Consider the following 20,891-nt stretch of genomic DNA (forward strand, 5'->3'; position numbering starts at 1 on the left):
CGCCCCGCGCCCCGCGCCCCGCGCCCCGCGCCCCGCGCCCCGCGCCCCGCGCCCCGCGCCCCGCGCCCCGCGCCCCGCGCCCCGCGCCCCGCGCCAAGATCGTGCTCGAACCAGGATGTAGTGGCATCAGCGACGCGCCGAGACCACTACATCCTGGATATTGCGCGATCTTGGTTCCGAGTCGGCCTACTTCGCGACAAGATCCGCTCAACTTCGGGGAACTTGCGGCGTCACAGCGCGCCGAGGCAGCACTTTCCCTGCAATTGAGCCGATCTTCACGGCCCCGGCCGGACCGGCCGTCTTCACGGACCCGGCCGGACCGGCCCGCGGATCCCGCCGGGCCGGACACCCGGCGGCCTGCCTTGTGCCTCGCGGATCTTGACGGTCGCCGGATGGCGTGGTCGGGTTTCGGCATGGGTGAGCAGTGGCGGGCACAGTTCGACGCGGAGGTGAGCTTCGCCAACGGCGGCGGACTGCGTACCGAGGGGTTCCGGCTGGACATTCCCGGTCGGGAGATCACCGACGACGACCTCGCGGCGTTGTTCGTCCGGCACCTCGGGCTGCTGATGGTCGCCGACGTCCGGATCAGCGCCAAGACGATCATCGAGGAGCCGCACAAGGGCGGCCGGGGTGTCACGGTCGACGGATCCGGCGCCGAACGCCGGCTGGTCGAGCTGAGCCACGTGATCCGCGACGGGATGACCACCCTGCCGGGTTGGCCGGGCCCCCGGATCACCGACTGGCTGACCTTCGCGGCATCCCGCGAGCGGTACGCCCCGGGCACCGAGTTCCACGTGGCCCGAATCGAGATGATCGCCAACACCGGCACGTACCTGGACACGCCCGCCCACCGCTGGGCCGGCAGGGACGACCTGACCGCTGTGTCGCTGGACCGTCTCGCCGACCTGCCGGGGGTGGTGGTCCGGGTGCCGGCCGGCATCCGCGCGGTGGACCGGCTGATGCTGGCCCCGTACGAGGTGAGCGGCCGGGCGGTGTTGCTGCACACCGGGTGGGACGCGCACTTCGGCACCGACCGGTACGCCGCTCCGGAAGCGCCGTACCTGACCGGCGACGCCGCCCAGGCGCTTGTCGACGCGGGGGCGGCCCTGGTCGGCATCGACTCGATCAACATCGACGACATGAGCCCGACGGCCGCCGGCGTACGCCCCGCGCACAGCACGCTGCTCGCCGCCGGGATCCCGATCGTGGAGCACCTGACCGGCCTGGACGCGTTGCCGCCGAGCGGGTTCCGGTTCACCGCGGCCCCGCCGATGGTGGCCGGCATGGGCACCTTTCCGGTTCGCGCCTTCGCCGTCGTCAACCCCTGACACCGCCCGCCACGCTTGACGCCGCCCGCGACGCCTGCCGCCACCCACGGCGCCTGCCGCACGGCCAGCGGCGGTCGCCACCGGGCCGCCGGGGCGACGCGCTGGTTCCACCCTGCGGTCTACGAAACGGACCATAGGCTAACAACGTGGACAAGGAATCGCGCGGCACAGCTCGCGACTGGGCGCCGCGCAGCATCGGACTGCTCCTCGGCACCCTCGTACTGGCCACGGCGTTCATCGCGGCCTACGTCGGCGCGTTGCACCAGCCCACACCCCGCGACCTGCCGATCGGTGTCGTCTCCGGCGACCAACGCGCCCAGGCGACGCTCGACGCCGTGCGCGCCCAGACCACCATCCTCAAACCCATCGGGTACGACGACCCGGCCGCCGCCGAGCACGCGCTGCTCAGCCGCGCCGTGTACGCCGTACTCAGCACCGGAGGAGACAACGGCCTGCTCCTCACCGTGGCGAGCGCCTCCGGCCCCTCCGCCACCAGCGCGATCAAGGAGGTCCTCGGCACCGCCACCACCCGCACCGGCACCCCGCTCCGGATCGTCGACAAGGTGCCGGTCACCCCGACCGACCCGCGCGGGGTGGTGCCCTTCTACCTGAACGTCGGGTACGTCCTCGGCGGCTATCTCGCCTCGACGGTGCTCGGGATATCCGCCGGCACCACCCCCCGTACGGCGCGACGAGCCGGACTGCGCATCGCCGCCCTGGCGGTCTACAGCGTGCTGCTCGGCATCGCCGGCGCGGTGGTGGTCGGACCCGTTCTGGACATCTGGCACGGCGACGTACCGACGATCGCCGCCATCGGCGCGCTGGCCGTCTTCGCCGCCGCCATGTTCGCCAGCGCCATTCAGGGCTGGCTCGGCGTCGCGGGCACCGCGCTGGTCATCCTGCTGTTGGTGGTGCTCGGCAACCCGGGCTCCGGTGGCATCTACGCGCCCGAGTTCCTGCCCGGGGTGCTGCGCGGCATGCACCGCTGGAACATCCCGGGGCTCGCCAACGACCTGAGCAAGGCCGCTGTGTACTTCGACTGGCGGTCGGCCGGATGGCCGGCTTCCGCGCTCGGGATCTGGGCGGCGCTCGGAGGGCTCGGACTCGTCAGCGCGAGCCTGGTCCGGGGTCGCCGGGCCGTCTCCTCCGGCCCTGCAACGACCCGCTCGGGCCCCTCGCCGGACCGCGACGGTGGTTGAGATCACCCCGGAAAACACCCTTCCCAGGGCAGTGGATCACCAGGGGGCCCTCCAGACATCCGCTGCGCGCGGATACCATCCAGTAAGTCGGACAGCGCTGTCCTTCGTATCCACGTAAGGGAGCGCATCGTGACCGACCAGCACGACCACGACGGCCCGGACGCCGCACTGCGCGCCGACATTCGCCGACTCGGCACCCTGCTCGGCCAGACCCTGGCCCGCCAGGAGGGTCGCCCTCTGCTCGATCTCGTCGAGGAGATCCGCGCCCAGGTCCGCTCCGACGCCCCGGCGGCCGCTCAGCGCCTCGGCGGGCTCGACGTGACCACCGGCACCAAGCTGGCTCGCGCCTTCTCCACCTACTTCCACCTGGCCAACATCACCGAGCAGGTGCACCGGGCACGGGACCTGCGCCGCCGCCGCGCGGTGCAGGGCGGCTGGCTGGACCAGGCCGCCAAGATGATCGCCGAGCGCGGGGTGCCGGCCGAGGAGATCGCCAACGCGGCTCGCCGGCTGGCGGTGCGACCGGTCTTCACCGCGCACCCGACCGAGGCGGCTCGTCGCTCGATCCTGTCCAAGTTGCGGGCGATCGCCGACGAGTTGGACACCGAGACCGCCAACGCGATCCTCTACGGCGCCAGCGACGAGGGCCCTGCCAACCGCCGGCTGGCCGAGTTGTTGGACCTGATGTGGCAGACCGACGAGCTGCGGCTCGACCGGCCGGACCCGACCGACGAGGCCCGCAACGCCATCTACTACCTGCGCGACCTGTATGCCGAGGCCGCCCCGCAGGTGCTCGACGACCTGGCCGACACGTTGCGCACGCTCGGTGTGGAGACCTCACCGACGGCCCGGCCGCTGAGCTTCGGCACCTGGATCGGCGGCGACCGCGACGGCAACCCGTTCGTCACCCCGGCGGTCACCCGCGAGGTGCTGACCATCCAGCACGAGCACGGCATCGCGGCCACCGAGAAGGCGATGGACCACCTGATCAACGAGGTCTCGGTGTCCCGCCGACTGCGCGGGGTCTCCCTGGACCTCTCCGCCAGCCTCGCCGCCGACCTGGACGCGCTGCCCGAGGTGGCACAGCGCTTCCGCCGGGTCAACGCGGAGGAGCCGTACCGGCTCAAGGCACGCTGCGTGAAGGCGAAGCTCGCCAACACCCGGCTGAGGTTGCGCCAGGGCACCTCACACGTACCGGGCCGGGACTACCAGGGCTCCGCCGAGCTGATCGCCGACCTGGACCTGCTGCGCGCCTCGCTGGCCCGCAACTCCGGGCAGCTCACCGCGGTCGGCCGGCTGGCCTCCACCATCCGTACGGTTTCCGCGTTCGGCCTGCACCTGGCCACCATGGACGTCCGGGAGCACGCCGAGGCGCACCACGCTGTGCTCGCGCAGCTCTACGAGGCGGTCGGCGAGGTCTCCGACTACCCGGCGCTGACCCGGTTGGAACGCACCAAGCTGCTCGCCGACGAGCTGACCGGTCGCCGTCCGTTGTCGACACTGGACACGTCGCTGTCCGAGCCGGCCCGCAAGACGTTCGACGTGTTCAGCACCATCCGGGAGGCACAGGACCGGTTCGGCAACGAGGTGATCGAGTCGTACATCATCTCGATGACCCTGGGTGTCGACGACGTGCTGGCCGCGGTGGTGCTGGCCCGCGAGGCCGGCCTGGTGGACGTGCACAGCGGGCGGGCCCGGGTCGGGTTCGTGCCGCTCCTGGAGACCCCGGCCGAGCTGAACTCCGGCGGCGAACTCCTCGACGAGTTGCTGTCGCTGCCCGCGTACCGGGCGCTGGTGAGCGCCCGGGGTGACGTGCAGGAGGTCATGCTCGGCTACTCCGACTCGAACAAGGAAGCCGGCATCACCACCAGCCAGTGGTCGATCCACCGGGCGCAGCGCGCGCTGCGCGACGTGGCCGCCCGGCACGGTGTGCACCTGCGGCTCTTCCACGGCCGGGGCGGCACTGTCGGGCGCGGCGGCGGGCCGACGCACGAGGCGATCCTGGCGCAGCCGTACGGCACCATGGACGGCGCCATCAAGGTGACCGAGCAGGGCGAGGTGATCTCCGACAAGTACACCCTGCCCTCGCTGGCCCGGGAGAACCTGGAGCTCACCCTCGCCGCTGTGCTCCAGGCGACCCTGCTGCACACCGCACCCCGGCAGCCCGCCGAGATGTTGGAGCGCTGGGACGCGACGATGGACGTGGTCTCCGAGTCGGCGTTCCGGTCCTACCGGTCGCTCGTCGAGGACCCGGACCTGCCCGCGTACTTCTGGGCGTCGACCCCTACCGAGCTGCTCGGCGCGCTGAACATCGGCTCCCGGCCGGCGAAGCGCCCGAACACCGGCGCCGGGCTGTCCGGGTTGCGGGCCATCCCGTGGGTGTTCGGCTGGACGCAGACCCGGCAGATCGTGCCGGGCTGGTTCGGTGTCGGCTCCGGGCTGGCCGCCGCACGCGAGGCCGGTCTGGCGGACGTGCTGGCCGAGATGCACCGCAACTGGCACTTTTTCCGCACGTTCCTGTCGAACGTCGAGATGATGTTGACCAAGACCGACCTGAGCATCGCCCGCCGGTACGTCGAGACGCTGGTGCCGAAGAAGCTGCACCCGATCTTCGAGCAGATCGAGCAGGAGTACGAGCTGACCAAGCGGGAGGTGCTGGCGGTGACCGCCTCACCGGCCCTGTTGGAGAACTCGCCGGTGCTCCAGCGCACCCTGGCCGTCCGCGACACCTACCTGGAGCCGCTGCACCATCTCCAGGTGGCGCTGCTGCGGCAGTACCGGGAGTCGGGTGCCGCCGGCCGGGCGGTCGCCACCGCACCGGGCGGCCGACGCGCGCCGAGCGACGGCACCGCCCTGGAACGCGCGCTGCTCACCACTGTGAACGGCATCGCGGCCGGGATGCGCAACACCGGCTGATCAAGAGGTACGGAAAACGGGCCCCGGTCGTTGCGACCGGGGCCCGTTCCGGTGGGTTCTAACGACCGTCAGAAGTCGCCGCCACCGAAGTCCCCGCCCCCGAAGTCGCCACCGCCGAAGCCGCCGCCACCGAAGTCCCCGCCGGCGTAGTCGCCGCCGCCGAAGTCGCCGCCCTGGTCGCCGCCGCCGAAGTCCCCGCCCTGGTCGCCGCCGTCGCCCCCCTGGTCGACGCCGTCACCGAAGCCCTCCTGGTAGCCGGCGTCGTAGCCGTACCCGGGGTCGGCGAAGGCGGGCGAGAAGAGCGCGTCGGCGATCAGGATGCCGCCGAGCACACCGGCACCGGCACCCAGCGCCGTCTTCCACCAGGGCGTCGAATACCAGCCGGCGGGCACCGGTCGACCCTGATAACGCCCACCCGGGTAGTAGTAGGGCGTTTCCCGGCCGGGTTGCGGCCCGGCCCGGAAGGTCTGCCCCTGCACATCGACCTCACGCTCCTTGGTGAGCTGCCCCACGCCGCGGGCGGCGGCCAGGGTCGGCACCTCGGGGCCCGGATCGATGCCCAGCGCCGTGCGCGCCGCACGGATGTACGCCAGACCCTCCAGCGCGGTCTCCCGGGCCAGCCCGAACTGGTGCGGCGTGGACGCCTGTTCCAGCTGGGAGCCCGCCGCGTTGTACCGCTCACCGGCGTCGGCAAGCGCCTGGCGTACCGCCGGGTCGTCGCCGTGCAGGTTCATCAACTGGCCGCCGAGGCGCTCGTACCACCGCTGCGCCTCCGCGCGGGCGTCGGCGAGCTCGGTGCGCCGACGGGCACCGGCCTGAGCGCGGACGAGCGCGGCGGCGCCCAGCGCGCCGACCAGCACCACGGCGAGACAGAGCACAAGTTCCATGTCATCGAACGTACCCCCGGGTCGCACGTCGTATCCGTCTGGCAAGCTCCGGTGATGGACGTCTCGACGCTGCTCCTGGTGATCGTGTGCCTCGGCACCGGCGGGGCGGTGGGATGGCTCGCGGCCCGGTCGCGGTCGGCCGCCGACATCGCCCGGCTGGATGCCACCCTGGCCGCCACCCGGGAGGGTGAGGGTCGGCTGGAGCAGTCCATGCGGGCGTTGAGCTACGAGGCCACCGCACAGTCCCAGGAGGCGGTGGCCCGGGCGGTCGCGCCGCTGCACGACACCCTGCGCCGCTACGAGCAGCGGGTGGCCGAGCTGGAGCACGACCGCGTCGACGCGTACGCCGAGCTGCGTGAGCAGGTCCGCTCGATGAACGCGGTCTCCGGTGAGCTGCGTACCGAGACCAAGCAGTTGGTGGCGGCGCTGCGCGCACCGCAGGTGCGGGGCCGCTGGGGTGAGCACCAGTTGCGCCGGATCGTCGAGGCTGCCGGGATGCTGGAGCACTGCGACTTCTCCGAGCAGGTCACCGCCGCCACCGACCAGCAGGTCGTCCGACCGGATCTGGTGGTTCGCCTGCACGGTGGTCGCTCGGTGGTGGTGGACGCCAAGGCCCCGTTCGACGCGTACCTGACAGCCATGGAGGCCCGCGACGAGCGCGGCCGGGACACCCACCTCGACGCGCACGCGCGGCACCTGCGGGGGCACGTCGACGCCCTGGCCGCCAAGTCGTACTGGTCGGCGTTCGACAACTCGCCCGAGTTCGTGGTGCTGTTCGTCCCGGCCGATCCGTTCCTCGACGTCGCGCTCCAGCGAGACCCGTCGCTGCTGGAGCACGCCTTCACCCGCAACGTGGTGCTCGCCACGCCGGCCACACTGGTCGCGCTGCTCCGCACCGTGGCCTACTCCTGGCGGCAGGAGGCACTGGCCCGCAACGCGCTCGCCGTGCACACTCTCGCCCGGGAGCTGTACGGCCGGCTCTCCACCCTGGGCGACCACGTGGGCAAGCTCGGGTCCTCGCTGGCTGGTGCGGTGACCGCCTACAACCGGGCGGTCGGCTCGCTGGAGGCCCGGGTGCTGGTCAGCGCCCGCAAGCTCGCCGAGTTGGGCGTGTCGGACGACGAGTTGGCCACCCCGGCCCAGGTCGAGTTGACGCCCCGGCAACCGCAGGCGCCCGAGCTCGCCGATCCGGCCGGTGACGAGGTCTCGAACCGCTCGCCGATCATGTGACAGTGCGTATACCCGCATGTCACGAACTGGTCACAAGGGACTGACCAGTAGTGACAGTGCTCTCCGCTACCACGAAAGATTCTGCTCACCCGAGCGCCCTTGCATGAAGGGCCCTGTTCTCTGGAGGTAAAGAGAACGTGAGCAGACTCCGAAATTTGAGCCGGCGCACCTCAGCCGCGCTCTTCGCGTCGGTCCTGGCGGCGAGCGCCATGACGACGATGGGTGGTGCCGCCACCGCGGCCGCCGCTCCCGCCACCACACCGGACGCTTCCCCGGCCACCGCCGCCGAGACGCTGGGCGCCCACGACGCCAAACTGCTCAGTGAGGCCCGCGCCAAGAAGGCTCCGACCGTCACGTTGATCGTCGCCACCGAGAAGGGTGAGGCGGGGGACGTCGCCGACAGCCTCACCAAGCTCGGCGGCACTGTCAGCCAGCGGCAGGACAGGGTCGGCTTCGTGCTGGCCAAGGTTCCGACCGACCGGGTCCTCAAGGCGGCACGGCTGCCGGGCGTCTCGGCCGTCGACCTGGACGAGGTCATCCAACTGCCGGACCCGGCCCCGGAGCGCACCGCCACCGGCACCGCCGGCGCGCGGCAGGCCACCGTCGCGGCGCCGGGAGAGACCACCCCGGCCGACAACCCCTACATGCCGACGAACGAGACCGGCGCGGTGGCGTTCACCGCGGCCCATCCCGAGTGGGACGGCCGGGGCGTCACGATCGGCATCATGGACTCCGGTGTGGACCTGGCCCACCCGGCGTTGCAGCAGACCACGACCGGCGAGCGCAAGATCGTCGACTGGGTCACCGCGACCGATCCGCTGGAGGACGGCTCGTGGCGGCGGATGCAGGCCGAGGTCACCGGCCCGTCGTTCACCATCGCCGGCGGTACCTGGACGGCACCGGCCGGCATGTACCGGTTCAACCTGTTCAGCGAGTCGGTCACCGCAGCGAGCGACGCCCGGGGTGACGTCAACCGCGACGGCGACACGACCGACACCTGGGGTGTGCTCTTCGACCCGGCCACCAACAACATCCGGGTGGACGCCAACCAGAACCTCAACTTCACCGACGACCCGGTCATGCGGCCGTACAAGGAAAAGTACGACATCGGCTACTTCGGTACCGACAACCCGGCGACCCCGGTCGCTGAGCGGCAGCCCTTCGTCGTCGAGTTCCGCAAGAACGTGAACACCACGCCGATCGGCCTGCCGGGCACCTACGACTACGTCAACATCGGCATCGTCGAGAGCACCCACGGCACCCACGTCGCCGGCATCACCGCCGCCAACGACATGCTCGGCAACGGAGCCTTCGACGGTGCCGCGCCCGGTGCCAAGCTGGTCTCCGCCCGCGCCTGCTCCTGGGGCGGCGGCTGCAGCGCGGCTGCCCTCACCACCGGCATGATCGACCTGGTGGCCAACCGTGGCGTCGACATCGTCAACATGTCGATCGGTGGCCTTCCGGGCCTGAACGACGGCAACAACGCGCGGACGAACCTCTACAACGAACTGATCGAGACGTACGGCGTGCAGTTGGTCATCTCGGCCGGCAACTCCGGCCCGGGTCTCAACACCGTCGGCGACCCGTCGGTGGCCAGCAACGTGATCAGCGTTGCCGCCAACATCAGCAAGGACACCTGGCTGGCCAACTACGGCTCGGTCGTGAAGAAGAAGAACGCCCTGTTCAACTTCTCCTCCCGTGGCCCGCGCGAGGACGGCGGCTTCAAGCCGAACATCGCCGCCCCCGGCTCGGCCATCTCCACCGCACCGACCTGGCAGCTCGGAGCCCCGGTCCCCGAGGCCGGTTACGCGCTGCCCCCGGGCTACGCGATGCTGAACGGCACCTCGATGGCGTCTCCGCAGACCGCCGGCGCCGGCGCGTTGCTGCTCTCGGCGGCCAAGGCCACCGACCGGGGCGTCAGCCCGGCCGCACTGCGGCGGGCGCTGTTCAGCTCCGCCAAGCCGATCGCGGACGTGCCGACGTACGCGCAGGGCTACGGCATGGTCAACGTTCCGGGCGCCTGGCAGTTGCTGCGCCAGGGCGTCGAAACCCGGTCGTACGTCTCCGACGCACCGGTCTGCAGCCCCCTGGCGGAGCAGCTGACCATCTGGAACGGCGTGAAGTTCGTGCCGAACCCGGGCCGGGGCACCGGTGTCTACAACCGCTGCACCTCGTCCGAGGGCGGCCACAAGGTCGGCCAGAGCAAGACGTACCCGGTCAAGCTCACCCGCACCAGCGGCCCGGCCGGCACCATCAAGCACACCATCACGCTCCAGGGCAACGACGGCACCTTCAAGGCGCCGAAGACCGTCGCGTTGCCGCTCAACAAGGCCGTCACCATCAGCGTCACCGCCAAGCCGGCCACCGAGGGCGCGCACGGCGCGATCGTGCGGATCGACGATCCGGCCACCAACGTCGTCGACTTCGAGGTGGCCACAGTGGTGGTGGCCTCGAACGACGTGAAGAAGCCCAACTTCTCGTACGCGAACGAGGGCTCGGTCGACCGCAACGGCTTCACGTCGTACTTCGTCACGGTGCCGGAGGGCGCCAAGGCACTCCAGGTGAACCTCTCCGGGATCGCCACCGATTCGCAGACCCGGTTCATCGCGATCAACCCGTTGGGTGTGCCGGTGGAGGCCACCACCAGCACCGTCTGCTACACCAACTTCTCCGACGTCAACGTCTGCAAGCCGCAGGAGCGTGACTACCAGAACCCGCTTCCCGGGGTCTGGGAGATCGAGGTGGAGGCGCGGCGGACGTCCCCGGCGCTGAACAACCCGTTCAAGCTCCAGGCGCGGGTGCAGGGCCTGACGGTCGAGCCGGCGCTGGTCGAGCTGCCCAGTGTCGAGGCCGGCGAGCCGACCCCGGTGAGCTGGAAGGTCACCAACGCCTTCGGTCCGGTCTCGGTCAGCGGCCGCAGCGGCGCGCTGACCGGTGTGCGGACCGAGCGTCCGACCATCACCGAGGGCGGTCCCAACCAGGAGTGGACCGTCGAGATCCCGGCGGGTACGTCGACGTTCACCGCCCGGATCGGCAACCCCGCCAACGCGGGCGCTGACCTGGACCTGTTCGTCTACCGGGGTACCACCGAGGTCGGCCGGGCCGCGGACGGCGACTCGGAGGAGGCGGTCACGCTGACCAACCCGGCCGCCGGCACCTACCGCGTCGTGGTGGAGCCGTACGGGGTCGACGGGCCGGGGACGAGCACCGCCTACGACTACTACGACGCGTTCGCGTCCGCATCGCTGGGCACGATCACCGCTCCGGCCGTCGCGGTGCCGCTGATGCACGGCGAGTCGGCCACCATCACCGGCACGGTGACCGCGGTGGCCGTCCCGGCCGACGGGCGTCAGCTCTCCGGTGAACTGGCGATCGTCACCAGCGAGGGTGCGATCGTGGGTCGCGGCAACGTGTCCATCGGTGCGGTGAACTGATCCGCTCGTAACACCGGCAGGAGCCCGTCCCCACGTTCGGGGGCGGGCTCCCGCAGGTCAGGGGTGGGAAGGGTCAGGACCGGTGGGCTGCCGTCACGACGAACGGGGTGCCCTGCTGGCAGGTGGTCATCATGCCGGGCTCCACCCGACCGGTGACCTCGACCCGGGCGCCCGGCGTCAGCACCTCACGCGGGCCGCCGAGCAGCAGGTAACCGTCGAGCAGCACGCAGCCGGGCTCCACACCGCCCTGCACGGTGCCGCTCAGGGTGGTGGCCCCGACGCCCGGCGGCGTGCTCGGGCCACCCGGTTTCGGAGTTTTCAGTCCGGGCGGCACGCTCCGGGTGCCGGTCTCCGGCGAGGGCGTCGGGTCGGGCGTGGGCTGGCTGGTCACCGGCTGTGCTCCCGTCGGTGTCGGGGTGGGTGTGCCGCCCCCGACACCCTGGCCGCCGCAGGCGCTCAGCGCCACGCAGACGGCCAGCGCGGGGACGGCGAGCCGAAGAGTCCTCATGCCGAATCTGACGTACGCCGACCCGAGTTCGTTCCCGTGCTTCAGCCGCGCGCCGCGGCGGCCTTCATGTCCCGCCTCAGCTCCTGCGGAAGCGAGAACGTGAGCCGCTCGTTGGCGGTGGTGATCTCCTCGACGTCGGCGAAGCCGCGCGCGGCGAGGTGGACCAGCACCTCCTGGACCAGGTCGTCCGGGACGCTCGCGCCCGAGGTCAGGCCAACCGTGGTGGCCCCCTCCAGCCAGGCGTCGTCGATCTCGTGCGCGAAGTCGACCAGGTGACCGGCGCGGGCGCCGGCGTCCAGGGCGACCTCGACCAGGCGGACCGAGTTGGAGGAGTTCGTCGAGCCGACCACGATCACCACGTCACAGTCGGCGGCGATCTCCTTGATCACGTGCTGCCGGTTGGAGGTGGCGTAGCAGATGTCGTCGCTGGGCGGGGACTGCAACAGCGGCAGCCGCTGCTTGAGGCGGGCCACCGTCTCCAGCGTCTCGTCGACCGAGAGCGTGGTCTGGGAGAGCCAGACCACCTTCTCCGGATCACGTACGGTGATCTTGTCGGCGCCGTCCGGGCCGTCCACCAGCTGGATGTGCGCGGGGGCCTCACCGGCGGTGCCGATGACCTCTTCGTGCCCCTCGTGGCCGATGAGCAGGATGTCGTAGTCCTCGGCCGCGAAGCGCCGCGCCTCGTGGTGCACCTTGGTGACCAGCGGGCAGGTCGCGTCGATGGCCTTCAGCGAACGTGCCTTGGCCTGCTCGTAGACCTCCGGCGCAACACCGTGCGCGGAGAAGATGACAGTGGCGCCCTCCGGCACCTCCTCGTTCTCCTCGACGAAGATGGCGCCCTGGGCCTCCAGGGTCTGCACCACGTGCTTGTTGTGCACGATCTGCTTGCGCACGTAGATCGGGGCGCCGTAGAGCTTCAGCGCCTCCTCCACGGTCTGCACGGCGCGGTCGACACCCGCGCAGTAGCCGCGGGGCTTGGCCAGGAGCACGCGCTTGCCGGTCCGGTGAGTCGCCTGAGCCTCAGTCACCACCCCATCGTACGTGCCACCCCTCCACCCGCCACCGGCCCGCGCCCCACCCATCCCTGCGTTGATCATGAAGTTATTGCTGCGACACGCCGGCACGGAGGGCAATAACTTCATGATCGACGGGCCAGGCGGGGGAGGTCCGTAGGGTGGGCGGGTGAGCGAGGGCGGGCGAGTGGGAAGCGGCGGGGCCAGCGGCGGGGGCAGCGGGGCGAGCAGCGCTGAGGAGCCTTGGCCGGTACGGGTGGTCAGCCAGAAGGTGGGGGCCTGGATCGCCAAGCTGGGCTGGGTGTGGGTGGACGGGCAGGTGGCGCAGATCAGCCGCCGCCCCGGGGCCAGCACTGTCTTCCTCACCCTGCGTGACCCATCGGCCGATCTGAGCCTGACCGTCACCACCAACCGGGACGTCCTGGACTCCGGCGCGCCGGAGCTACGCGAGGGCGCACGTGTGGTGCTGCACGCCAAGCCCGAGTTCTACGCCGCCCGGGGCACGCTGAGCCTGCGGGCCGACGAGATTCGTCAGGTGGGGCTCGGGGAGCTGCTGGCCCGACTGGAAAAGCTCAAGAAGCTGCTCGCCGCCGAAGGGCTCTTCGACCGCGCCCGCAAGCGTCGACTGCCGTTCCTGCCCGGCCGGATCGGGCTCATCACCGGTCGCGCGTCGGCGGCCGAGCGGGACGTGCTGACAAATGCTCGGCGGCGCTGGCCGGCCGTGGAGTTCCGGACGGTCAACGTGGCAGTGCAGGGCCCGTCCGCGGTGCCACAGATCGTCGACGCGCTCAAGGTGCTGGACGCCGACCCGAGCATCGACGTGATCATCATCGCCCGGGGTGGCGGCGGCATCGAGGACCTGCTGCCCTTCTCCGACGAGGCGCTCTGTCGCGCGGTGTTCGGCTGTCGTACGCCGGTGGTCAGCGCGATCGGCCACGAGACGGACGCGCCCTTGATCGACTACGTCGCCGACGTCCGCGCGTCCACCCCGACCGACGCGGCGAAGCGGGTCGTCCCCGACCTCACCGAGGAGGTACGCCTCATCGGTCAGGCCCGGCACCGACTCGAACGGGCGGTGCGCAACCTGGTCGACCGGGAGACGCACCGGCTGGACGGGCTGCGTTCCCGACCGGTGCTGGCCCGACCCCAGGTGATGGTGGAGCATCGGGCGACCGAGCTGACCGCGTTGCGTCAGCGGGCCGGCCGCTGCCTGGAACACCGGCTCGGGGCCGCCGAGGATGACCTGCGGCACACCCTCGCCCGCCTGCGCGCCCTCTCCCCCGCCGCCACCCTCGACCGGGGGTACGCGATCGTGCAGCGCGCGGACGGCCACGTGGTCCGCGCGGCGGCGGAGGTCGGCAAGGGCGACCCGCTGCGGGTACGACTGGCCGACGGCGAGCTGGCCGCCACCGTCGATGGCTGAGTGGCGACGCGGCACGGTGGGGAGTGGTGTGCTGAGATGAACGCGATGACTGATGACACGAAGGCCGGGCCGGACGAGCGGCTCAGTTACGAGCAGGCCCGCGCCGAGCTGGCCTCGGTGGTGGAACGGCTGGAGGCCGGCGGCACGTCCCTGGAGGAGTCGCTGGCCCTCTGGGAGCGCGGCGAGGCGCTGGCGGTGATCTGTCAACGCTGGCTGGATGGTGCGCGGGCGCGGATCGACGCCGCCCGGCAGGAGCCCGCTTCCTGACCGACCGCCGGTGGGGCGGCCGGAGCCGCCCCACCTCGGCACGTCAGTTGAACAGGCTGTACAGCTCGGCCGGCGCCTCGACGACCTGGTCCGCCGGCGGCTTCTGCGCGGCGGTGGCGGCACCGTAGTCGGAGTACGTCATCTTGATCTCCTGGGCGGTGGTCTGCCCGGCGGCCGGCAACTGCAGCACCAGCTCGCTGAGCCGGCCCTGCGGGTCGACCTTTGCGGTGAACGGGACGGTCTTCGCCTGGGTGCCCAGCGCGGCGATCGTGGCGGCGTTCAACGAGCCCGCCTCGGCGGCCTTGGTGACGTCGATGGTGCCGGCGTACGCGCCGGTGCCGGTGCTGCGCACCTCGGTGATGCCCTGGGTGAGCACCGCGCTGCCGGCCGGGTCGACCTTCTCGAAGTCGAAGCCGAGGCTGCGGTTGCCCTTGATCCGGGTCTGGTCGAGGTGCTGGTACTTGCCGAGATTGAGCTGCTTGATGGCGGGCAGGCTGTTGGCGGTGGGGCCGCTCAGCTCCAGCTTGACCCAGCTGTCCGGCTTGAAGTGGATCACATCGAGCTTCATCGCCAGGTCGGACGAGGGGCCACCGATCGCGATCTTCATCGCCGCGCTCTGGCTCGGCTGGTGCACGAGCCCCTCCGCCGTCGAGCCGGCGCCGGCCAGGGTGAACCGGAAGTTCCCGTTGCTGATCTCCTTGGTGGAGTCGAGCAGGGCCTGCTTGGCGTCGCCCGCGACCGGAGCACCGGACGGGCTCGCCGTCCCGGACGCGCTCACCGTCGGGGACGGCGTCGATCCGGCGGTGCCGGTTCCGCTGGCGCAGGCGGCCAGTGCGGGCGTGATCAGAGCGGCGGCTACCAGGCCGGCGCCGAGTCGTCGAACAGTCATACGTGTCTCCCAAGGGGGTCACCCGACGGCCTGGACGGCGCCGGAAACTCCGGCGACGCAGCAGCACCGTCGGCTGCGTCGCGCGACCCGGGCCGAGCAACGCGCCCGGATCACCCCCTCCTTCTTCCCTGTCGACGCGTCGGACAATCACCCTTCGGGCCAGTTGCCCAGATTCAGCGCCGACGGGGCCATTCCACCGGGTCCGGTCAGCGCAGCGAGCCGGCCAGTTCGCGGAGTTCGTTGTCCCGGGCGTCGCCGACGACGATCACCGTGCGGGTCGGCTCCAGCAGGACCAGCGCCTGCTGGTTCCCCCGGGCCGTGTAGAGCTGCCAGGCGCGACCGGCCAGCTCGGTGGGGCCTTGTGGCTGGCCCTGGCTGGTCAGCTCGGCGGGGAGCAGACGGTCCGCCGGGACGCTGCTCTGCAGCAGTTGGACGCCCCGCCCCTCCGGCGTGAGGTAGCCGAGTCGCAGGTTCGCACCGCCCTCGACGGTCTGGTAGCGGGCGCTGACCGTCTTCCAGTCGGCGCCGAGACCCTGCGGCTGGCTCACCGGGAAGACGTTCGCCGAACGTGCCTGCTCGATGGCGGGCGCAGGATCGACTGTGGTGGCCTGGTCGCCGCCGAGGAATCCCCGGTAGAACGCCAGGAGCAGCGCGATCGGGACGAGCAGCACCAGCAGCGAGATCGCCATGTCCTTCGGCGACCGCTCGGACTTGCCGGACACCGCCGGCGGCGCTGGGGTCGGGTCGGTCGCGGCGGGCTCACCACTGCGGCCGGCGGGGACGTCGGCCGGCGGCTGACCGTCGGGCGGCGTGCTGTCGGCGGGTACGCGGTCGGCAGGCTGTGCGGGTTCCACCCCGTTATCTTCGCAGCCGCCCGACCGGCGGTATCCAGGCCATCACCGCCCCGCGCCGACGCCCGGTCGGCCATCGTGTGAGGATCAGCGACAAAGCCGGCAGTGGGGGCCTCCCCGCCACCGGTCGTCCCCGCACCGTCGCGAGGAGGAGTAGCCGTCATGACGAACACCAGGACGCGGATCCCACAGGATCTCGACCGAAACCTTGCCCTCGACCTGGTCCGGGTCACCGAGGCCGCGGCGATGGCTGCCGGCCGTTGGGTCGGTCGGGGCGACAAGGAGGGCGGCGACGGGGCCGCGGTCGACGCGATGCGCAAGCTGATCAACTCGATCCAGATGCGCGGTGTGGTGGTGATCGGCGAGGGCGAGAAGGACAACGCCCCGATGCTCTTCAACGGCGAACACGTCGGCGACGGCACAGGCCCGGAGGTGGACGTCGCCGTCGACCCGGTGGACGGCACCACCCTGATGAGCAAGGGCATGCCGAACGCGGTGGCGGTGCTCGCCGTCTCCGAGCGCGGTGCGATGTTCGACCCCAGCGCCGTGTTCTACATGGAGAAGCTCGCTGTTGGGCCCGCGTACGCCGACGTGATCGACATCAACGCCGGTGTCGCGGAGAACCTGCGCCGGATCGCCAAGGTCAAGGGCACCGACGTCTCCGAGGTGACCGTCTGCGTGCTGGACCGGAGCCGTCACGACGACCTGGTCACGCAGATTCGCCGGACCGGGGCGGGGATCCGGTTCATCTCCGACGGCGACATCGCGGGCTCGATCGCGGCGGCCCGGGGCGAGTCGGACGTCGACGTCCTGATGGGCATCGGCGGCACCCCGGAGGGCATCATCTCCGCGTGCGCGCTGAAGTGCATGGGCGGTGCGATGCAGGCCAAGCTGTGGCCGCGCGACGAGCAGGAGCGGGAGAAGGCGATCGCCGCCGGGCACGACCTCGACCGGGTGCTGGGCACCGATGATCTGGTCACCGGCGACAACTGCTTCTTCGTGGCGACCGGGGTCACCTCGGGCGACCTGCTGCGCGGGGTGCGTTACCGGGCGGGCGGCGCGTACACCCAGTCGATCGTGATGCGCTCGAAGAGCGGCACCATCCGGGTGATCGACTCGTACCACCGGTTGGAGAAGTTGGCGCTCTACTCCGCCGTCGACTTCGACGGTCGTCCGCTGGCCGAGCAGGAGTGACAGCCGCCGACACGGCGACCCCGCAGACCCTGTCGGCCGCCCGCCGGATCACCGGCGTCGCGCTGGCGTCGGCCTCCGGGGTCGCGGTGGCGGTGCAGTCGCGCATCAACGGCGAGCTGGGGGTACGCCTCGACGACGGTTTCGCCGCCGCGGTCGTGTCGTTCGGCATCGGTCTGCTGGTGCTGCTGGTGCTGGTGCCCGCGACCCCAGGTGGTCGGCGAGGGCTGGTCGCGACGCGGCGGGCCCTGCGGACCGGCACGCTACGGCCCTGGCAGTGCCTCGGCGGGATGTGCGGGGCCTTCCTGGTGGCCACCCAGGGCCTCACGATCGGCACGTTGGGCGTGGCGGTCTTCACCGTGGCGGTGGTCGCCGGCCAGACCGGCAGCAGCCTCGCCGTGGACCGGGCCGGAATCGGGCCGACCGGACGGCAGCCGGTCACCCGGCAGCGGCTGGCCGGAGCGGTGCTCACCGTGCTGGCGGTCGGCCTGGCGGTCGGCGACCGTCTTGGCGACCTGGGCGCGCTGGCGCTGGCCCTGCTACCACTGCTCGCCGGGGTGGGTATCGCCTGGCAGCAGGCCGTCAACGGTCGGGTCCGGGCGGCGGCCGACAGTGCGTTGACCGCCACGCTCGTGAACTTCGCCGTCGGCACCGCCACCCTGCTCGTCGCGTTCGCGATCGACATCGCCGTACGCGGCTGGCCCGGCGGTGAGCTGCCGTCCGAGCCGTGGCTCTACCTGGGCGGCCCGATCGGCATCGTGTTCATCGCGATCGCCGCCGCGATCGTGCGCTTCACGGGTGTGCTGCTGCTCGGTCTGGCCACCATCGCCGGGCAGATCGTGGGCGCGGTCCTGCTGGACCTGATCCTCCCCACAGCGGCCTCGCACCCGGGTGTGAACACCCTGCTCGGGGCCGCGCTGACAATGGTGGCGGTGCTGATCGCCGCGCTGGCGCCGCCCGCCCCCCGCCGCTGACCGGCCCCCGCCGGATCACTGCTGCGGGTAGGGCGGATCAGGCACCGTCGGCGGGCGCGCGGGGTAGGGCGCAGGCGGATAGGGCCCGTACGGCGGATAGGGCGCATAGTGCGGGCGCGGCGGGTACCGGCGCTCGAACGCGCGGGCCGGGTCGACAAGCCCCGCGATCCGGGTGGCCAGCAGCACGCCCGGCACAAGGGCCAGCAGGGCGATCGCCACCGCGAACCGGGTCCGCGACGGGGTGCCGTACAGCCAACCGACGAGCGGCAGCCCGGCCAGGAACGCGGTGAGGAGAAGCCCGGTGATCACCCACCTGATCCACTGACGCAGAGCACCCTGGTAGGAGGCTCGAACGATCATGGCCACCGCGGTGAGGACGCCCACCGCCAGCACGAACGGCACGGCCATGAACGCCAGCATGTCGTCGTCACGCTCCCACGCCGCGGCCAGCACGATGCCCGCCACCAGCAGTGCCCCGCTGCCAGCGATCCCCCACCAGCGCGGGCCTCCACCACGGCGGATAGCCAGGTGACCGGCGAGCGCGGCGACGGCACAGCCGAGCGTCAGCGCCAACGCGACGGCGAGCAGCAGGTCCGTCCCGCGGTCACCGGGCCCGCCACCGCCCAGTCGGGGCGGATCGGTCCACGACATGGCGCTCTGCCCCTCCTTGAAGAGGAACCCGTCGCGCTGCCACGCACCGTCGGGCAGGCGGCGCAGAAACCCGTCCCGGCCGTTGGCGACCAGCACCTCGTGACCGCCCCTGGCATGGGGGTAGACGACCAGGTCGCGGGAGGCGAAGTGGCGCTGGACATCGCCCGGGTTCGGCGACCGGCGGGCCAACTCCTCCCGCTGCTCGTCGGGCACCTCCCAGGCCACCCTCCAGGTCGCACCAGCGTCGTCACTCTCCTCGACCCGCAGGTGCCCGGTGACGACCCGGTAGCAACGCCGGGGCTCATCCGGAGCGCACGCCTGCTGCTGCCCGGTCTCCTGGCGGGACAGCCGCTGCTTCTCGTCATCGGTGGCGGGCCGCCAGGTGGTCGCGCCGTCATCGCTGACCGCCCACTGCCCGTCCGACGCGCTGGTCGGCCAGTCCGACGCGCTGTAACCGCTGCCGACCGAGATCGCCGGTTGGCCGTCGAGCATCGCGGTGCCCACCGCGTACGGGTAGTGGATCGCACTGGTCGCTGCCACGGCCAGCACCGCCGGTGGCAGCACCACCAGCAACCGGACCAGCCGGGCGGTCCGTCGGCGCACCGGGCGGCGACGTGACCGCGTCCAACTCCACCAGGACAGGCATAGCGCCGGCAGGGTGAGCAGGTCGGTCCGGTCGGCCCGGAGCAGCGACGGCCCGGCCAGCACGGTCCAGGCCGAAGAGGCGAGTTCGGCGGCGTACCCACTGGATTTGACGACCGCGAACCCGGCACCCACCGCGACCAGGCCGGCCAGCGCGGCGGCCCGGGACGGCAGCCGTGGCACCAGGAGAGTCAGCAGCACCGCGACAAGCGGTGGTGCCAGCACCAAGCCGGCGACGTCGCTCAGTTTGCCGGTCACCGGGCCAGGGAAGGCCACCTTCAGCACATGGTCGTTGACCAGCAGCAGGACCAGCGCGACCAGGGTTGCGGGGTGGCAGAGCCAGGACAGCGTGGTGGGCGCGCCGTCCCGCGGTGTCTCGGGACCCGTCATCCTCTCAGGATCCGGTCGACCAGTCTCGATCCGGACTCGGGTCGGTCTGGGTCAGATACCGACGCTCAGCCGGCGTCGGAGGAGTGCCCGGGGAAGAGGTGTGCGCTCGGGTCGATGGCCACTGCCGCGTTGTTGACAGCCGTCGCCGCCTCACCGAAGCCGGTGGCGATCAGCCGGACCTTGCCCGGATATTCGGTGATGTCGCCGGCCGCGAAGACCCGGGGCAGGTTGGTGGCCATCGCGCTGTCGACCAGGATGTGCCGGCGGTCCAGCCGTAGCCCCCACTCGGCGAGCGGGCCCAGGTCGGCGGTGAAGCCGAGGGCGGCCACCACGACGTCCACCGGCAGCGTCTCGGTCGCGCCGCCGCGCACTGTCACCTCGGCACCGGTCACCGCGCCGTCCCCGAGCAGCCTGGTGACCTCGGCGTTGACCACCACCCGCACCGGCAGGGAGAGCACCCGGGCGACAGTCGAGGCGTGGGCCCGGAACTTCTCCCGGCGGTGCACCAGGGTCACCGACCGGGCCAACGGTTGCAGCGCCAGCGCCCAGTCGAACGCGGAGTCGCCGCCACCGACGATCAGCACGTCCCGATCGGTCAGCTCGGTCGGCTCGGTGACGAAGTAGAGGATCCCCGAGCCGGGGGCGCCGTCGGCGCACGGCAACGGCCGAGGGCTGAAGCTGCCGAGCCCGCCGGTGACCACGACCGCGCCGCACGCGAGCTGCTCGCCACCGGCCAGGCCGAGCACCGGGCGGCCGTCGGCGTGCGCGAGCTTCTCCGCCCGGGTGCCGAGCAGGTACTGCGGATCGAACGGTGCCGCCTGGGCCACCAGGTTGGCCACCAGGTCGCGGCCCTTGACCGCGGGGAAGCCGGCGACGTCGAGGATCAGCTTCTCCGGGTACATGGCGGTGACCTGGCCGCCCGGCTCGGGCAACGCGTCGATCACCGCCACCGACAGCCCGCGGAACCCGGCATAGTAGGCGGCGAAGAGGCCGGCCGGACCGGCCCCGATCACGGCGACATCGACCTCGCGCATGGCGTACCGTCGCTTTCCGCTCACGGATCAACGCTTGCTGATCTCGACCGTAAGCGGGCGGCGA

16 protein-coding genes are annotated in these 20,891 nt (G+C 71.7%); 9 read left to right on the forward strand and 7 right to left on the reverse strand.

Annotation, left to right across the window (positions count from 1 at the left end; genetic code table 11):
• Positions 1-392: 392 nt before the first annotated feature.
• From ACGF3C_RS00005 to ppc, 3 genes are all read left to right on the forward strand, one after another.
• Complete coding sequence (locus tag ACGF3C_RS00005) at positions 393-1,328, forward strand: cyclase family protein (RefSeq protein ID WP_393217378.1); 936 nt, start codon at positions 393-395, stop codon at positions 1,326-1,328.
• Between the two features lie 146 nt (positions 1,329-1,474).
• Positions 1,475-2,527 carry a hypothetical protein gene (locus ACGF3C_RS00010; protein ID WP_393217380.1) on the forward strand — a complete coding sequence of 351 codons (1,053 nt, stop codon included), beginning with the start codon at positions 1,475-1,477 and terminating at the stop codon, positions 2,525-2,527.
• 129 nt (positions 2,528-2,656) lie between these two features.
• The gene (gene ppc, locus ACGF3C_RS00015) at positions 2,657-5,443 is read left to right on the forward strand and encodes a phosphoenolpyruvate carboxylase (RefSeq protein WP_393217382.1); all 2,787 of its coding nucleotides are present in this window, start codon (positions 2,657-2,659) and stop codon (positions 5,441-5,443) included.
• 68 nt (positions 5,444-5,511) lie between these two features.
• Here ppc and ACGF3C_RS00020 read toward each other — a convergent pair whose 3' ends face one another.
• Entirely contained in the window at positions 5,512-6,330 is an 819-nt protein-coding gene (locus tag ACGF3C_RS00020) for a hypothetical protein (protein ID WP_355009429.1), read from the reverse strand.
• Between the two features lie 54 nt (positions 6,331-6,384).
• Here ACGF3C_RS00020 and ACGF3C_RS00025 point away from each other — a divergent pair, with 54 nt between their 5' ends.
• Positions 6,385-7,560 (forward strand): DNA recombination protein RmuC, encoded by a 1,176-nt coding sequence (locus ACGF3C_RS00025; protein ID WP_357202738.1) that lies wholly within the window; start codon positions 6,385-6,387, stop codon positions 7,558-7,560.
• A gap of 137 nt (positions 7,561-7,697) precedes the next feature.
• Positions 7,698-10,994 carry a S8 family serine peptidase gene (locus ACGF3C_RS00030; RefSeq protein ID WP_393217385.1) on the forward strand — a complete coding sequence of 1,099 codons (3,297 nt, stop codon included), beginning with the start codon at positions 7,698-7,700 and terminating at the stop codon, positions 10,992-10,994.
• Positions 10,995-11,067: 73 nt separating this feature from the next.
• On the opposite strand, the gene ACGF3C_RS00035 is transcribed toward ACGF3C_RS00030, so the two are convergent.
• Both ACGF3C_RS00035 and ACGF3C_RS00040 read right to left on the reverse strand, forming a co-directional pair.
• Entirely contained in the window at positions 11,068-11,502 is a 435-nt protein-coding gene (locus ACGF3C_RS00035; protein ID WP_112581935.1) for a hypothetical protein, read from the reverse strand.
• Positions 11,503-11,543: 41 nt separating this feature from the next.
• Positions 11,544-12,530, reverse strand: coding sequence for a 4-hydroxy-3-methylbut-2-enyl diphosphate reductase (locus ACGF3C_RS00040; protein WP_357202744.1), 987 nt, complete (start codon positions 12,528-12,530; stop codon positions 11,544-11,546).
• A gap of 154 nt (positions 12,531-12,684) precedes the next feature.
• On the opposite strand from ACGF3C_RS00040, the gene xseA reads away from it, so the two are divergent.
• Complete coding sequence (gene xseA, locus ACGF3C_RS00045; RefSeq protein WP_393217388.1) at positions 12,685-13,938, forward strand: exodeoxyribonuclease VII large subunit; 1,254 nt, start codon at positions 12,685-12,687, stop codon at positions 13,936-13,938.
• Positions 13,939-13,983: 45 nt separating this feature from the next.
• Positions 13,984-14,205: an exodeoxyribonuclease VII small subunit gene (locus ACGF3C_RS00050; RefSeq protein ID WP_030328827.1), complete on the forward strand. Its 222-nt coding sequence runs from the start codon at positions 13,984-13,986 to the stop codon at positions 14,203-14,205.
• Positions 14,206-14,248: 43 nt separating this feature from the next.
• On the opposite strand, the gene ACGF3C_RS00055 is transcribed toward ACGF3C_RS00050, so the two are convergent.
• Together ACGF3C_RS00055 and ACGF3C_RS00060 are read right to left on the reverse strand one after the other, a co-directional pair.
• Complete coding sequence (locus tag ACGF3C_RS00055) at positions 14,249-15,094, reverse strand: hypothetical protein (RefSeq protein ID WP_357202747.1); 846 nt, start codon at positions 15,092-15,094, stop codon at positions 14,249-14,251.
• Between the two features lie 206 nt (positions 15,095-15,300).
• The gene (locus ACGF3C_RS00060; RefSeq protein WP_357221198.1) at positions 15,301-15,948 is read right to left on the reverse strand and encodes a DUF4245 domain-containing protein; all 648 of its coding nucleotides are present in this window, start codon (positions 15,946-15,948) and stop codon (positions 15,301-15,303) included.
• A 159-nt stretch (positions 15,949-16,107) separates the two neighbouring features.
• Here ACGF3C_RS00060 and glpX point away from each other — a divergent pair, with 159 nt between their 5' ends.
• Both glpX and ACGF3C_RS00070 read left to right on the forward strand, forming a co-directional pair.
• On the forward strand, positions 16,108-17,139 hold the full coding sequence (gene glpX, locus ACGF3C_RS00065) for a class II fructose-bisphosphatase (RefSeq protein ID WP_238661612.1): 1,032 nt from the start codon (positions 16,108-16,110) through the stop codon (positions 17,137-17,139).
• Positions 17,136-18,110: a DMT family transporter gene (locus ACGF3C_RS00070; protein WP_357202754.1), complete on the forward strand. Its 975-nt coding sequence runs from the start codon at positions 17,136-17,138 to the stop codon at positions 18,108-18,110. The genes glpX and ACGF3C_RS00070 overlap by 4 nt, the downstream gene beginning before the upstream one ends.
• Positions 18,111-18,125: 15 nt before the next feature.
• Here ACGF3C_RS00070 and ACGF3C_RS00075 read toward each other — a convergent pair whose 3' ends face one another.
• Together ACGF3C_RS00075 and ACGF3C_RS00080 are read right to left on the reverse strand one after the other, a co-directional pair.
• On the reverse strand, positions 18,126-19,793 hold the full coding sequence (locus tag ACGF3C_RS00075) for a hypothetical protein (RefSeq protein WP_393217392.1): 1,668 nt from the start codon (positions 19,791-19,793) through the stop codon (positions 18,126-18,128).
• Between the two features lie 65 nt (positions 19,794-19,858).
• Positions 19,859-20,827 carry an NAD(P)/FAD-dependent oxidoreductase gene (locus tag ACGF3C_RS00080; protein WP_393219002.1) on the reverse strand — a complete coding sequence of 323 codons (969 nt, stop codon included), beginning with the start codon at positions 20,825-20,827 and terminating at the stop codon, positions 19,859-19,861.
• Positions 20,828-20,891: the final 64 nt, after the last annotated feature.

The sequence above is a fragment of the Micromonospora sp. NPDC047762 genome, from assembly GCF_043204655.1.
In the GTDB taxonomy this organism is placed as follows: domain Bacteria; phylum Actinomycetota; class Actinomycetes; order Mycobacteriales; family Micromonosporaceae; genus Micromonospora.

Bases quoted from the DNA above. Each gene is read 5' to 3' on its own strand.
- ACGF3C_RS00025 (WP_357202738.1), top strand. From the start codon at position 6,385: ATGGACGTCTCGACGCTGCTCCTGGTGATCGTGTGCCTCGGCACCGGC.
- ACGF3C_RS00075 (WP_393217392.1), bottom strand. From the start codon at position 19,793: ATGACGGGTCCCGAGACACCGCGGGACGGCGCGCCCACCACGCTGTCC.
- ACGF3C_RS00055 (WP_357202747.1), bottom strand. From the start codon at position 15,094: ATGACTGTTCGACGACTCGGCGCCGGCCTGGTAGCCGCCGCTCTGATC.
- ACGF3C_RS00020 (WP_355009429.1), bottom strand. From the start codon at position 6,330: ATGGAACTTGTGCTCTGTCTCGCCGTGGTGCTGGTCGGCGCGCTGGGC.
- ACGF3C_RS00005 (WP_393217378.1), top strand. From the start codon at position 393: ATGGCGTGGTCGGGTTTCGGCATGGGTGAGCAGTGGCGGGCACAGTTC.
- ACGF3C_RS00050 (WP_030328827.1), top strand. From the start codon at position 13,984: ATGACTGATGACACGAAGGCCGGGCCGGACGAGCGGCTCAGTTACGAG.
- glpX (WP_238661612.1), top strand. From the start codon at position 16,108: ATGACGAACACCAGGACGCGGATCCCACAGGATCTCGACCGAAACCTT.
- ACGF3C_RS00080 (WP_393219002.1), bottom strand. From the start codon at position 20,827: ATGCGCGAGGTCGATGTCGCCGTGATCGGGGCCGGTCCGGCCGGCCTC.
- ACGF3C_RS00035 (WP_112581935.1), bottom strand. From the start codon at position 11,502: ATGAGGACTCTTCGGCTCGCCGTCCCCGCGCTGGCCGTCTGCGTGGCG.